We start from the raw sequence: 13,157 nt of genomic DNA on the forward strand, positions 1-13,157 counted from the left end.
AGCTTAACTAAATATGATTCCCTTTTCTTTCGTAATAATAAGCACTGCACAAGGAGATCAAAGTTAATAATACCAGCGTTCTAAAACAATTTTTCTGCACTTACGAAATAATTTGGGGGAGCTTCCGTGCGATTCCAACATTAAAAACGCTTCCCAGGATTTACTTCCTAATCTCAAATAAATAAGATAAGTATTCCACACTAGTAAACATCTAATGCAACCGCATAAATGCCTGTACCTTCTTCCCAAGTTGCCAATATTTCATATACTGACTTCCCTATTCTCTTTACGTCTTTAAAATCGTTGTAAGTTGCTACCATATTATCATTGTGATCGTAAACTCTTATTTCATAATGAAGTGGTTCCTTTTCGAAGTTTAGTATGATAGTTTTACTTAGATTAACAGTCACCGCATTTTCAATGTTAACTAATTCTGTCGCTGGCATAGAATCTGCTTCTATACTTATCATTTGTCCTGTTTTAGAATCCAAATAACTCCAACTGTAGCCACCTTGACTTGTTTTAACTGTTTCTTCGCCAAATGAAATTGTTAATGAAGGTGGTTTCTCATTATAAGTCCAATGATCTTCCTGGGATGCTTCATTACCACTTGAAGCATCATATTGTTCTGTACTGGTTTCAATAAAAATACTGCAACCTACTAGAGCACATTGCATAAAAATCACACTTATTATATAAAGTAATTTCAAAATATCACCTCTCTAAATTAGCCATTAAATTAGGGCTTATCGACATTACGGATATAACATTTCCCGATAACTTGACGGATCTTTATCGTGAATGATTGGTTCCTGTTTTCTGCTTGCTTATAGTTTTGAAACTGTTGGTGATTTTATATGTGTTCTATATTTCTACCTAGATCTTCTTCATTTACCTTTATAAAGAGAAGATAGACAGTAAGGTTTAATAAATCAATTAAAATCTTCATATAAACATTACGACTAATAGGAGAAAAGGTTTCATCTATCATTTCACTCACCTGACAAGTTATCTCAATAATTTAAAGTATATTATTCTATTCTTGACTAAGTGATAGTAGTGTATATAATAAAGGTAATTGCATATGGTAAATGTTTTCTAGGGTTCCGCAATGACTACTGTTATTGGCCTGGACCGAGAGAAAACTCACAGCTTAGCTGTGTCACGGAAGGATAAAAGCCTGGGAGAAACTGTTTATCAGTTTAGTTATCTCTAGGGCTTTTTTATTTTTTGGGTAAGTATAAAATCGGAGGTGCATTTTGCATGAATATGAACTGGGTTAAAGTAATTATCGCTGCTTTTTTCGAAGTTTTTTGGGTTATCGGATTAAAACACGCGGATAACTTTTGGACATGGACTGGAACGGTTATTGCTATTATCATTAGTTTTTATTTAATGATCATGGCTGGCAAAAAACTACCTGTTGGAACTGTTTATGCGGTTTTTGTAGGATTAGGTACTGCTGGAACTGTCTTTGCAGATATCGTATTCTTTGGTGAACCATTTAAATTAGCAAAGGTCATCTTGATTTTGGTCTTATTGGCAGGAGTAATTGGTTTGAAATTAGTTACTAAAGACAATGTTAAAGAAGGAGTTGAATCATAATGGCTTGGGCTTCTTTGGTTATAGCAGGTTTATTTGAAATGTTTGGAGTATCAATGATAAATAAATTGCATAGAGATCGTAATTTACAGTCAGTCGTACTGTTAATTATTGGCTTTGGTGCAAGTTTTCTATTTCTTGCTTATGCAATGAAATCACTACCTATGGGAACTGCCTATGCAATTTGGACAGGTATCGGTGCATCTGGCGGAGCCATATTAGGTATGATATTGTATGGTGAATCAAAAGATTGGAAAAGGCTTGTTTTTATTGCAATGGTTTTAGGTGCTGCAATTGGATTGAAGCTCGTCTCCTAAATAAAGTGTTAGTAACGGAACAATACATGCATAAAAAGGTTTCTCACTCTTAGTGTTTGAGGTGGAGTTTGAAATCTCAAGCTCCACCTCTCAATTCCCCTAAAGAAGCCTTTAGTTCAATAAGATATTTTTTAGCTTTACAGCAGCTTCTTTATTCAAAGTCCCGTATCCCTCTTCATTGTGATCGCTAATTATTTCTGCATAACTATTGTCACTAAACCAGACTCTATATTCATAAAGTCGCTCCGGTTCATTCTTATCCAAAGTGAAAAACAGTGTCACTAGTACGTCTTCCAATCTTGCCATTGATACTTCTGTATTAGGTTCCCATTTAACTTGAGTAAAGATTCCCTTAAGTTCAATAATCGTTTCTTCATCAATAATTATTTCAGTCTCCCCATAATTCCCCTCTAAGTCGACCGCTTTGACATCTACTCTTGTTAAACTATCATAATTTTGACTTGAGCAAGCGGAACAAACGATTAAAACGGAAAATAACAAAATAAATATCTTATTCATTTGAGCCTCCATATTAAACACCTATCTATTTGATTTTTAATGACTAGCAAATGATGAAAGTATAATTCTTATCTTTACAAATTGCATCAGTCAGTTGAACATCTACTTAAAAGGCATAAATGTTGAAGGATTTAGTTCTTCACTTTCAATTACGATAGCTGTCAATCCTTTCTCTGATTTCGTTTCATGCCACTCGCCTTTTTCCCAATATACAGCGTCTCCAGACTGGACTTTGAAATATTCTTCTTTCTCATTACGGACGTACCCTTCCCCATTTATGATGATCAGAAGCTGAGGTACTACTGCTTGGTGATATCCTATAACACCATTATCTTCTAGGTGCATATAGCCTATATTCGCAGGCTTATCCGTTTGAATAATACGAGACATAATAAAATTTGAATTAAATTTTGAGATTCTTTTACCATTTTCTTTATTAATACTATAAAATTCCATGATATACCTCCTACTAAGTCTCATTTACCTTAAAGCAGTGAGTAATTCCGTTATAAAGAATCCGCAGCAGTAAGCTTAATAATATTTATGTAATTTTACAGCAATACATTCATTATCAACTGTTCACCAATAGGTCCAATTTTTCTCTTGCTTGTATCTTGAAAACCAACTTTATAATATAACTTCTGAGCAGCTATATTTTTGTGATTAACTGCTAAAACAATTTCATTACAGTCTGGAAATTCATCAGAAACAAACTTCTTAAGTCTATTCATAGCTAGTTTTGCATACCCTTTCCCTTGCTTCGAGTAGTTGATTGATAATGAAGTTAACAGCATAGCCTTCTGATTATCTGAATACTCTCTTACCCGTTCGGTTGCGTGTAATAAAAAGAAGCCAACAGGTTCAGTATCATGAAGAATTACAATACGATGCTGTCCTTCTATTACCTTCTTATAATTTATTGGTAATGAAGTAAACTGTACTTGCTCCTCAGGAAGCTGAAAATTGCTCAACAGCTCTTTGTGTTCAATTGAAAAATGTTTTAACTCTATGAAATCAGTTTTTTCCACTTTCTATTCCTCCTCTCGTCATAATTTTATTACAATTCGATTACTTTTCTATCAAAACTTGAAAATCCTTAACATAAACTGCATTTCCAGTAATTTGAACATCTAACGATCCACTATTTTTTGAAACCTGCACTATCACTCGCCCATCTTTTTCAATTTCTTGTCCTTGCTCAACAATAAGGTTTAGAGGTTCATTAAAAGTGTTTTTTATGTATTTAGCATAATAGGCACCCATTACCCCTGAAGCAGTACCAGTTACTGCATCTTCAATCGTTCCTGAATATGGTGAGGAGAAGTGTCGGGCATGCATATCAGCATTAGAATCGTAGGTTTCCAGACAAAAAGGATGAACAGATGATTTTGGTATTTCCTTTAAAATTCCAGGAAACAGCTTATTATTCGGTTCCATTTTTTGAAAAGCATCCAGTTGTTTTATCGGTATTAGCAGTGTCCAAGTACCTGTACTACCATAAAGTATCGGTAAATCAGCTTGAAGGTCTGATTTTTTTAATCCGATTGCGTTCGCTAAGTCTTCTTTTGAACCTGTAAATTCCTTGAACTCTGGAACGGCCTGTTTCATTGTTATAGTGATTTTCTTATCAACAGATGTGTTAATTTTAATAGGTAGAATACCCGCATTCGTTTCAATCGTTAGCTCTGTTTTGTCTCCTAATATCCCTGTACTTTTTAAAGCATAAATAGTTGCCATCGTTGCATGACCACATAAATTCATTTCATGCCCTAGTGTAAAAAATCGAATTCTAAGATCCGCTACATCCGATTTTATTGGAAAAGCAGTCTCATTAAAGCCAACTTTTAAAGCAATCTCTTGCATTTCTCCATCCGTCAATTCATCACCGTTTAACACTACTCCCGCTGGATTTCCTTTATTAGGTTCTGTACTAAACGCATCATAATGATGAACCGTTATCGACTTCATTTCCCATTCCCCCTAAGTTCAGTAATTGTTCCTTTCATTGAAAATTAGATCAAAACATTATAAAAAAAGCACCAGTTTTACTTCGATTTAAAGTAAATTATTTCAGGGTCTCCTTCATCCAAGTTTTCAACAACTCCACTTTGTACGAAACCATTTGCTATAAAAACTTTTTGCATATCTTTGTTTGATAGATTGGTTGATGAAAATACTTTTTGCGTAGATGCAATTTTAACAAAATAATCTATTAAGGATGTTGCATAACCCTTACGTCTCGCTGTTGGTGATACAATAATCAATGATATAAAACTACAATTAAAGAAATTGGTATCAAAAATTAAAAAACCAACAATCCTATTGTCATTTTTAACTACAATACATCTATCTTCTTCAACTGCTTTTCTTATATAACCTCGTCTACTATTATTACTAGTTACTTCTCTATCAACTGCAACAATATTTTCGATATCTTCTAATTTAGGTTTTATTACATTTTTTAATTTCATATCAAACTCACCCTTTTAAGATTAGTAACTTCGCACTCCACCCCTACCGTTCCAATAATTACTCTCATAAATAACGATTCTTGTTTCTAACCAGTTTGTAAAAAAACATTAACCTTCATCGATCGCAAGGTATTTTAATATCTTTCCATCAGATTCAACAATCAGAATATCTCCTCTTTCCTTGGTTGAAAAAATCTTTGCACCAACAGGTAGCTTATTCGACATTTCATCTACAAAATCTGTACTTATATCATTTTTCGTTTTTATCTCGCCGATTTGAACATCTTTTGTTAATGATAAGTCTTCAACCCATTCAATGTTAGTCTCATAAATCACTCCATCATACTGAAATATATCAGCATCAGGATCTAATGTTAAAACTTCTTCAGCATCAATACTATCAATGGTTACTTCGTTTGTTTCTCCCAAATTAGAGCATCCACAGAGTATAAATAAAACTATTATAATCGATCCAAAAAATAATCTTTTCAACCCCATATTAGCCCCTCCCTTTTGCAAGACGGTAATCATTATACAATCATAGCCGTATGCTTTATTTAATCGAACTTTAGCTAATACCTCCTCACACTTTTAGTTTAATTTGCTTCAATGCAAAAAGAGATAGTAGTTTCTGATTTTTACTCTTGTACCAAATAGGACAATAACAATACTAGTCTGACAGTCTTATAATTGCTTCGTAAATAATATCTGTAATTTTAGATACCGTTAGAGAACCATCCACAATAATATCCGAATTCGGTTTAATCGACTTTAGCATTTCAAGATAGCCCCGCCTTCCAGCCGATACGTAGTTTTCCATTTCAATCAAGATACTTTTATTTGGGCTATTTTTGAAATCCCTTATTACTCGACGTGCCATTGCAATATCCAATGGAGTATCAATATAAACAGCTAGATCAATCAATGTACTAATCTTAGAATGTTTATAAGCAAAAGGAAAATCAATTACAATGTAGTCTAAGGGTTCAGCAAGTAACGATTCTATATCCCTGATTAATGGAGCTAAGTTCCATTCGTCATAATTAGCTCCATTATCAACCCATTCAATAATGTCATCAGGACCATCAAATTCGTAGTCATCAAAATATAGTGTTTTTGAATTATGTAATCTCTCGGTTAAATATTTCGCAATGATTGTTTTCCCTCCACCAGATACACCGGCAATGGAAATAATAAGTGGCAGCTTCAATAACATTCGCCTCTCTCTCAAATGTTTTTCTACAACAAACTGCGTCTTTAAGGATTCTCACAGAAGAAAAGGCAATCAAGTTCTGTGATTATCTTTTTAACTCCTTGTATCAGTTAGTGCAACAATAACATCATGTTAATTTCTCTATAATTAAGTAGTCCTTTGTTTTAGAAATGGGTAGTTCGTTATCGCTCGCAAAATCAATTAAATCAAGATAAATATTCATTGGGTAGAAATTAATAATCCTAAAATCCATTTTCCTGAACTATATAAAAATCGCATTACCCAAGCAACAAGCACTTCATTGAACCTGTTAGTTCAATAAGAATTTTCCCTATTTAACCAATTTTCTCTTGTTAATTTCATATTGATAGAGTCTATCCATTCTCCTTCAAATTCTAGTTCGTTCTCATCTATACTATCTATAACAAAACCAACTTTTTCATATACTTTCTTAGCCCTTGGATTGAATTCAAAAACACTTAATGTTAGTTGATTAAGTGTAGTGTTATTAAATACATAATCAATTATTAGTCGGCTCGCTTCCGTTCCTAATCCACGATCCCTTCCCCTTGGTCCAATAAGTATCCTAAAGTTCATACTATGCTTTTTTTCGTCATATAAGTTTACTACTGCTTCCCCAACTAAGATGGCTTGGGATTGGTCAACAATAGCAAGATCCAGTCGATCGGTTTGTTCATTTCTAGTGTTATACCATTCGTTGACCGATTCCCTATCAAAATCTGAATTGCTTCCTGTAAGTTTAATAACTTCAGAATCCTTTAAGCATTCTTCTAAATATGGAAAATCATCATTCTTAAAAGGTCTAAGAAGAACCTTTTCTCCCACAATAAATGGTTTATCACCTAAATACAGCATTTATCTCACACTCCATTTTCTCTATTTAACATTAATGGGGCTTTTCTTTTCTGTTTTATTAACATGGGGGACGTATAATTAAAGCAGTTCCAACAAAACCGATGTATGAAATACCCCTGATTTAAATTCCTATCTTTTGCTTTAAGAAACAAACTCTCCGAATTATTTTAACATAATTTTCCGAACCTTTTATATTAATTTACTGTGTACTATTAATTTATACTTGGATTTGCTCCATAATTCTCAATAAATTCACTTACCAGAAAAAATTCTCCGAGCACTGGTTGATAGTTTTTTTCATATATCAAAGTTAATAACATCGGGAAGCGTTTACAAAATATTGTAAATCGCTTATAATAGCATCAATGAAACGTGTAAAAACGAATTCCACGTTTAGAGCACACGTTCAATTGAATAACGAAATTTATGATGCTGCCTATTCTGCCAGGCGTCTCTAACAAAGACGCTAACAGCAGATAAAAGCCAGTTCAATGTCGATTACTTACACGTAATCTCTTTGAACTGGCTTTTTTGTATTCAGAAAGGAGGAAAAATATTGGCAGGTGCATTAGAGAATATTACAGTACTAGATTTATCTAGAGTGCTAGCAGGACCTTACTGTACGATGATATTAGGCGATCTTGGTGCTGAGGTAATAAAGGTGGAAGCTCCTGGTGGCAGTGATGAGACTCGAAAATGGGGACCACCATTCCAGCATGATACAAGCGCTTATTATTTATCGGCAAACCGCAATAAAAAGAGTATTACCTTAGATCTGAAGTCAGAAAAAGGTATCAAGATTATTAAACAGCTCGTAAAAATAAGTGATGTTGTCATTCATAATTTTAAAACAGGGACAATGGAGAAACTGGGAATCGATTACGATACCCTGTCGGCAATCAATCATAGCATCGTTTATTGCTCTATTACAGGATTTGGGGAAACTGGTCCAAAGAAAGATATGCCTGGCTATGATTTTATCATTCAAGCAATGAGTGGATTGATGAGTATTACTGGTGATGAAAAGTCAGGACCTCAAAAGCTTGGTGTTGCTATTACTGATATTTTGACTGGTCTTTACGCTTGTATCGGAATTCAAGCTGCATTACTAGAGCGAAAGTCTTCGAAGCTCGGCCAAAAGCTCGATATTTCCTTATATGACACAGCTGTGAGCTCACTTGTAAATATTGGCAGCAACTATTTAATGTCAGGGAAGATTCCTACCGCACTAGGAAATCAGCATGCGAATATCGTCCCATATCAAACGTTTCAAACACTTGATGGAGAAATGGTGATTGCCGTTGGAAATAATCGGCAGTTTAAGGCATTGTGTTCAATTTTAGAGCAACCACAAATCGCTATTAATGAACGTTTTGCTACTAATCCTGAAAGGGTGAAACATCGGGAGCAATTAATTCCCGTCCTGCAGCAAGTCTTGCTAACAAATACAACTGCTTACTGGCTGGAAAAATGCCATGAAAACAATATCCCTTGTGGACCAATTCAAAATCTCGAAGAAGTAACACTGGATCCGCAGCTCAATAAGAGAAATATGTTTATTGATTATGAGCATCCAACGGCAGGACCTATCAAAATGATTGGCAGTCCATTAAAGCTCTCACGGACTCCTGTAACTATGAGGCATCACCCACCAAATGCAGGAGAACATAATGAAGCAATTTTATCAAAGTTAAAAGATGAGGAGATGGAGAAATGAATTTTGAATTCACGGAAGAACAAACAATGCTGCGCAAAACCGTACGTGATTTTACTGATAAAGAAATCATGCCCTACATTGCAGATTGGGACCGCCAAGGGAAGTTCGATCCGAATCTTTTACCTAAGCTAGCAGCCCTTGGATTAATGGGAGTCTGTATTCCTGAGAAATATGGCGGCAGTGGCATGGATTATAATGCCCTTGCGATTGTTTGCGAAGAATTAGAACGTGGCGACACTGCATTCCGTACTGCTGTTTCCGTTCATACTGGATTGAATAGCATGACATTATTGCAATGGGGATCCGAGGAGCAAAAGCTTAAATACCTCGTCCCGCAAGCAAAGGGCGAAAAAATCGGTGCATTCGGACTGACAGAACCGAGCGCTGGTTCGGATGTTGCGGCACTGCAAGCAACCGCGAGTAGACAGGGTGATTACTATTTATTAAATGGGCAAAAGACATGGATTTCTCTGTGTGATATTGCAGATCATTTCTTAGTTTTCGCATATACGGGAGAGAAATCAGAAATGCATAAAGCAATCTCTGCATTTATTGTTGAGCGGAGTTGGGACGGTTTTTCTTCAAAAGCAATTAAAGGAAAGCATGGCATTCGTTCGGGCAATACTGGAGAGATATTTTTTGAGAATGTAAAGGTGCCAAAGGAAAACCTTCTCGGCAAGGAAGGTGAAGGATTTAAAATTGCAATGGCTGCACTGGATAACGGTCGCTTCACTGTTGCAGCAGGTGCTGTAGGGCAAATTATGGCTTGCTTGGAGGCAAGTATCAAATATGCCCATGAGCGGGAAACTTTTGGAAAGGAAATTGGCAGGCATCAATTAGTTCAACAAATGATTGCCAAAATGGAAGCCGGATTTCAAATGAGCCGATTACTCGTATATCGTGCAGGTGAATTAAAAAATCAAGGGAAGCGGAATACGAGGGAAACATCGCTTGCCAAATGGCAGGCATGTGATTTTGCCAATACAGCCGCAAATGACGCCGTCCAAATCCACGGAGCATATGGTTATTCTGATGAATATCCGGTCGAACGGTATTTGCGGAATTCCAAAGCACCTGTCATTTATGAAGGTACACGCGAGGTGCACACGATAATGCAAGCGGAGTATGTGCTCGGATATCGGCAAGATAAGCCGTTGAACAAAACACTCCCTGCTTGGGAAAATTAGGATTACTACTCTTCCCCATTCGAATTAATTGATAATAACAAAGGAAATGCGATATGCTTAATACAAAAGGGAGGTTTCTACATGTTTGATAAATTAACGAAAAGCATCTTTATTAATGGAGAATGGAAAAATGTTGATGATCAAAAAACAGAGACAGTTTATAATCCCGCAACACTTGAACGAATCACTGAAGTGGCACTAGGTGGGGCAACTGAAACGGATGAAGCAATAAAGGCCGCCACCAATGCATTTAAAGAATGGAGTACGATGACAGGCCGAGAACGTGGCAGTATTTTGTACAAAGCCTCACAGCTGATGTTAGAGGACGCTGAACGTTTAGCGGAGATTTTAACTATCGAGCAAGGAAAGCCTTTAGCCGAAGCAATCGGTGAAATAAAAATTAGTGCGAATTATTTATTATGGTATGCGGAAGAAGCTAGTCGAGCTTATGGCGAAGTAATTCCTTCGTCTAATAAATCGAAACGACTGCTTGTGATTCCACAGCCTGTTGGCGTTGTCGGCGCTATTACACCATGGAATTTCCCTTCGTCCATGATTACGAGAAAAATCGGTCCAGCATTAGCTGCCGGATGTACGGTCGTACTTAAACCAGCATCGGAAACACCGTTGTCGGCAATTGAGATTATGAAAGTAATGGAGAAAGCCGGAATCCCTGCTGGTGTTGTCAATTTAGTAACTGGTCACGCAAAAGCAATCGGTGAAAGCATGCTTTCTAATAAAGAAGTACGATTAATTACCTTTACAGGCTCAACAGCTGTTGGTAAATATTTAATGCGTGAAAGTGCAGAGCATGTGAAGAAAATCTCATTGGAGCTCGGCGGTCACGCACCAAGTGGCGTCTTTGAGGATGCCGATATCGACAAAGCCGCTACGCTTGTATTAGGAAGTAAATTTAGAAATGCCGGTCAAACGTGCATCTGTACAAATCGATTATATGTACATGAATCAATCGCCGAAAAATTTACTGCAGCACTAACTGAAAAAGTAAAACAAATGAAACTCGGATCTGGATTAGAAGAAGGAGTAGATATTGGTCCATTAATTAACGAGAAGGCTTCTGAAAAAGTAAAATCACATGTCGAAGATGCGGTTAATAAAGGAGCCAGAATCGTTTATGGTGGCGATACTGCCGATTGCGATTTAGATGGATATTTCTACAACCCTACTATTCTAGCAAATACTACAGATAATATGTTAGTAATGAACGAAGAGACGTTTGGCCCAGTGATTCCAATCCAAACCTTTAATAATGAAGATGAAGTTATTAATAAAGCAAATGATACAGATTATGGACTCGCTGCCTATCTATTCACAGAAAACACAAACCGTGCCGTTCGTGTTTCAGAAAAACTAGAATATGGTATTGTTGGTATCAATGATGTATATCCAGCAATTGCTGAAGGACCATTTGGCGGTATCAAACAATCAGGTGTAGGAAAAGAAGGCGGACATCATGGCATGGATGAGTTTTTAGAGAAAAAATTCGTATCGATTGGGATTGAATAAGAAATATCATAAATAACCCGCATGAAATGGTTTTTCAACCGAATTTCATGCGGGTTGTATATTTTTTCAGCGGCTAATTTGGGGAAATACCGATATATTTTAAATTACGCCGATATATGTTCGAAACTCGCCGATATATTCTATAAACTCGCCGATATATGCCCGAAACTCGCCGATATATTCTATTCAAGTGGCGCGTGCTTATTCTTTTTGGTATATCCCCTCATATTGCTTATATAAATCCTTTAGTGCAGATGCAAGTGCATTTCCTGCTTTCCCTAAATAATGCTCCTTTACGAGGTTCACTGGCTCTTCTATCCCATCTTGCAAACTGTACCCTCTAAGCAAGCTCCCGACAAATTCTCTGCCATGCTCTGTTGCTAAAGTACAGCTAGCAGCAATAATTACACCGTATTTTTTATCAATTTCTGCGGTGATTGTTAATGTTTCATAGACGCTTTTTGCAGCCATTCCAGATGGGAGGCGTGCATGCCCAGCGATAAATATCGTGTTCATCTCTGCTCAGATCCTTTTATAACATTCTTATTAGGAAGCTTCGGTTATTTTCATTCATTACAGGATGCTTTCCTTAATTATCACACCACGTTTTGCCATTTCATTAATATAGATATCCCCTGGTACGGCTTTCTCTGGCGGATGAACCCCTTTGTCTGAAATTGTTCCATTACCAATCATCTGGGCAACGACAGAAATCGTATTTGCGGTTGCTCTTGCCATTGCTGTTACATTCGTCTTTCTATCTTTATGGGTTGACATTTCATATTCATAGGTCCGGTGTTCTCCTTGTTTCTCACCCGATACGATGACTCGTAATAATACGACATCATCTTTATCACCGAGTTCGACAATTGGATCTAATACTTTTAAGAAAACCTCGCGCGGACTAATTTGTTCTCCATTTACTTCTACCTCATAGCCTTTCTTCATTAAATTCAAATCAACGAGTAATTTGAATTTCTCTGCATGACCTGGATAGCGAATTGTTTTATATTCTAATGTTTGTAGATTAGAATAGGTCAGGGACAATGTTGAGGTTCCGCCCGAGGTATGGAAGGCTTCCAGTGGACCAAATTTTTCAAAATAAATGGGTTCCACTTCAGATAATGATGGAACTTCCTGCTTCATTCCATTCCGAATAATTAAAGACGGGTCTGTGTAATGATCGAATACACCCTCCATTGAAAATACGTGATAATATTCTAATGGCGGCTGGGGTTTCAATGGTATTCCTCCAACATAAAGTCTAATTGCGTCTACTTTATCCAATTTCCCCGCACCATAGCCGGCAAGAATATTGATCATTCCTGGTGCAACACCAAGGTCAGGGATTAAGGTGACCCCTGCCTTCTCCGCTTCTTTTCCTAGTGCAAGAACCCTATCTGTCATATGACCAATATGTCCACCAAGATCAACGGAATTTACTCCTTCTTTAATCGCAGTTTGTGCAACGATTTCATTGAATGAATAGAATAAGGCATTGATGATGACATCAAATTTCTGAATATACTGCGCCAAATCCTGCTCATCCTTTGCATTCACTTGATATGCTGTTAGCTTTGGTGAATTCAAATGCTCGCAGACCTTTTGTGCACGTTCGAAATCGATATCCGCGATGCCAACTTCCGTAACACCAGCACTTCCGACCAAATCACGTGCTGCTTCCTTTCCCATTAAACCAGAACCGATTACCCCTACTTTCATCAAATC

The 13,157-nt window shown here is 36.6% G+C and carries 16 protein-coding genes and 1 riboswitch; of the genes, 5 read left to right on the forward strand and 11 right to left on the reverse strand.

All coding sequences use genetic code 11. The features are described 5' to 3' along the window. Positions 1-200: 200 nt before the first annotated feature. The gene (locus tag CWR45_RS12565; protein ID WP_115750224.1) at positions 201-710 is read right to left on the reverse strand and encodes a hypothetical protein; all 510 of its coding nucleotides are present in this window, start codon (positions 708-710) and stop codon (positions 201-203) included. Between the two features lie 377 nt (positions 711-1,087). Continuing rightward, positions 1,088-1,189, forward strand: a riboswitch (guanidine-I (ykkC/yxkD leader). Positions 1,190-1,263: 74 nt separating this feature from the next. Here CWR45_RS12565 and CWR45_RS12570 point away from each other — a divergent pair. Both CWR45_RS12570 and CWR45_RS12575 read left to right on the forward strand, forming a co-directional pair. Then, a complete protein-coding gene (locus tag CWR45_RS12570) occupies positions 1,264-1,605 on the forward strand; it encodes a DMT family transporter (RefSeq protein WP_115750225.1) in 342 nt (113 codons plus the stop codon). Continuing rightward, positions 1,605-1,919, forward strand: a complete 315-nt coding sequence (locus CWR45_RS12575) for a DMT family transporter (RefSeq protein ID WP_115750226.1) — start codon at positions 1,605-1,607, stop codon at positions 1,917-1,919. Before CWR45_RS12570 ends, CWR45_RS12575 begins: the two co-directional genes overlap by 1 nt. Before the next feature lie 111 nt (positions 1,920-2,030). Here the strand turns inward: CWR45_RS12575 and CWR45_RS12580 are convergent, their stop codons facing one another. The 8 genes from CWR45_RS12580 to CWR45_RS12615 all read right to left on the reverse strand — a co-directional run bounded on the left by CWR45_RS12580 (position 2,031) and on the right by CWR45_RS12615 (position 6,998). After that, a complete protein-coding gene (locus tag CWR45_RS12580; protein WP_115750227.1) occupies positions 2,031-2,438 on the reverse strand; it encodes a hypothetical protein in 408 nt (135 codons plus the stop codon). Positions 2,439-2,540: 102 nt separating this feature from the next. Beyond that, positions 2,541-2,894 carry a cupin domain-containing protein gene (locus CWR45_RS12585; protein WP_115750228.1) on the reverse strand — a complete coding sequence of 118 codons (354 nt, stop codon included), beginning with the start codon at positions 2,892-2,894 and terminating at the stop codon, positions 2,541-2,543. A gap of 95 nt (positions 2,895-2,989) precedes the next feature. Continuing rightward, positions 2,990-3,466, reverse strand: a complete 477-nt coding sequence (locus CWR45_RS12590; RefSeq protein ID WP_115750229.1) for a GNAT family N-acetyltransferase — start codon at positions 3,464-3,466, stop codon at positions 2,990-2,992. Between the two features lie 40 nt (positions 3,467-3,506). Then, a complete protein-coding gene (locus CWR45_RS12595) occupies positions 3,507-4,406 on the reverse strand; it encodes a PhzF family phenazine biosynthesis isomerase (protein ID WP_115750230.1) in 900 nt (299 codons plus the stop codon). A gap of 77 nt (positions 4,407-4,483) precedes the next feature. Further along, entirely contained in the window at positions 4,484-4,909 is a 426-nt protein-coding gene (locus tag CWR45_RS12600; RefSeq protein ID WP_115750231.1) for a GNAT family N-acetyltransferase, read from the reverse strand. Between the two features lie 108 nt (positions 4,910-5,017). After that, a complete protein-coding gene (locus tag CWR45_RS12605) occupies positions 5,018-5,338 on the reverse strand; it encodes a hypothetical protein (RefSeq protein WP_245975419.1) in 321 nt (106 codons plus the stop codon). A gap of 241 nt (positions 5,339-5,579) precedes the next feature. Then, positions 5,580-6,119: a nucleoside/nucleotide kinase family protein gene (locus tag CWR45_RS12610; RefSeq protein ID WP_425453627.1), complete on the reverse strand. Its 540-nt coding sequence runs from the start codon at positions 6,117-6,119 to the stop codon at positions 5,580-5,582. A gap of 318 nt (positions 6,120-6,437) precedes the next feature. After that, entirely contained in the window at positions 6,438-6,998 is a 561-nt protein-coding gene (locus tag CWR45_RS12615) for a GNAT family N-acetyltransferase (protein WP_115750234.1), read from the reverse strand. A 556-nt stretch (positions 6,999-7,554) separates the two neighbouring features. Between CWR45_RS12615 and CWR45_RS12620 the strand changes: the two genes are divergently transcribed. The 3 genes from CWR45_RS12620 to CWR45_RS12630 all read left to right on the forward strand — a co-directional run bounded on the left by CWR45_RS12620 (position 7,555) and on the right by CWR45_RS12630 (position 11,429). Further along, on the forward strand, positions 7,555-8,715 hold the full coding sequence (locus tag CWR45_RS12620; RefSeq protein ID WP_115750235.1) for a CaiB/BaiF CoA transferase family protein: 1,161 nt from the start codon (positions 7,555-7,557) through the stop codon (positions 8,713-8,715). Then, complete coding sequence (locus CWR45_RS12625; RefSeq protein WP_115750236.1) at positions 8,712-9,902, forward strand: acyl-CoA dehydrogenase family protein; 1,191 nt, start codon at positions 8,712-8,714, stop codon at positions 9,900-9,902. The genes CWR45_RS12620 and CWR45_RS12625 overlap by 4 nt, the downstream gene beginning before the upstream one ends. Positions 9,903-9,983: 81 nt before the next feature. Continuing rightward, positions 9,984-11,429, forward strand: a complete 1,446-nt coding sequence (locus CWR45_RS12630; protein WP_115750237.1) for an NAD-dependent succinate-semialdehyde dehydrogenase — start codon at positions 9,984-9,986, stop codon at positions 11,427-11,429. Between the two features lie 201 nt (positions 11,430-11,630). On the opposite strand, the gene CWR45_RS12635 is transcribed toward CWR45_RS12630, so the two are convergent. Together CWR45_RS12635 and CWR45_RS12640 are read right to left on the reverse strand one after the other, a co-directional pair. Then, the gene (locus CWR45_RS12635; RefSeq protein WP_115750238.1) at positions 11,631-11,945 is read right to left on the reverse strand and encodes a DUF3870 domain-containing protein; all 315 of its coding nucleotides are present in this window, start codon (positions 11,943-11,945) and stop codon (positions 11,631-11,633) included. 57 nt (positions 11,946-12,002) lie between these two features. Then, positions 12,003-13,151, reverse strand: a complete 1,149-nt coding sequence (locus CWR45_RS12640) for a saccharopine dehydrogenase family protein (RefSeq protein WP_115750239.1) — start codon at positions 13,149-13,151, stop codon at positions 12,003-12,005. Positions 13,152-13,157: the final 6 nt, after the last annotated feature.

The organism is Oceanobacillus chungangensis (assembly GCF_003369565.1).
In the GTDB taxonomy this organism is placed as follows: Bacteria; Bacillota; Bacilli; order Bacillales; family Amphibacillaceae; genus Oceanobacillus; species Oceanobacillus chungangensis.

Excerpts from the sequence above, each read along its gene's own strand:
- CWR45_RS12570 (WP_115750225.1), top strand. The coding sequence starts at position 1,264 with ATGAATATGAACTGGGTTAAAGTAATTATCGCTGCTTTTTTCGAAGTT.
- CWR45_RS12575 (WP_115750226.1), top strand. The coding sequence starts at position 1,605 with ATGGCTTGGGCTTCTTTGGTTATAGCAGGTTTATTTGAAATGTTTGGA.
- CWR45_RS12580 (WP_115750227.1), bottom strand. The coding sequence starts at position 2,438 with ATGAATAAGATATTTATTTTGTTATTTTCCGTTTTAATCGTTTGTTCC.
- CWR45_RS12585 (WP_115750228.1), bottom strand. The coding sequence starts at position 2,894 with ATGGAATTTTATAGTATTAATAAAGAAAATGGTAAAAGAATCTCAAAA.
- CWR45_RS12595 (WP_115750230.1), bottom strand. The coding sequence starts at position 4,406 with ATGAAGTCGATAACGGTTCATCATTATGATGCGTTTAGTACAGAACCT.
- CWR45_RS12600 (WP_115750231.1), bottom strand. The coding sequence starts at position 4,909 with ATGAAATTAAAAAATGTAATAAAACCTAAATTAGAAGATATCGAAAAT.
- CWR45_RS12615 (WP_115750234.1), bottom strand. The coding sequence starts at position 6,998 with ATGCTGTATTTAGGTGATAAACCATTTATTGTGGGAGAAAAGGTTCTT.
- CWR45_RS12625 (WP_115750236.1), top strand. The coding sequence starts at position 8,712 with ATGAATTTTGAATTCACGGAAGAACAAACAATGCTGCGCAAAACCGTA.
- CWR45_RS12630 (WP_115750237.1), top strand. The coding sequence starts at position 9,984 with ATGTTTGATAAATTAACGAAAAGCATCTTTATTAATGGAGAATGGAAA.
- CWR45_RS12635 (WP_115750238.1), bottom strand. The coding sequence starts at position 11,945 with ATGAACACGATATTTATCGCTGGGCATGCACGCCTCCCATCTGGAATG.
- CWR45_RS12640 (WP_115750239.1), bottom strand. The coding sequence starts at position 13,151 with ATGAAAGTAGGGGTAATCGGTTCTGGTTTAATGGGAAAGGAAGCAGCA.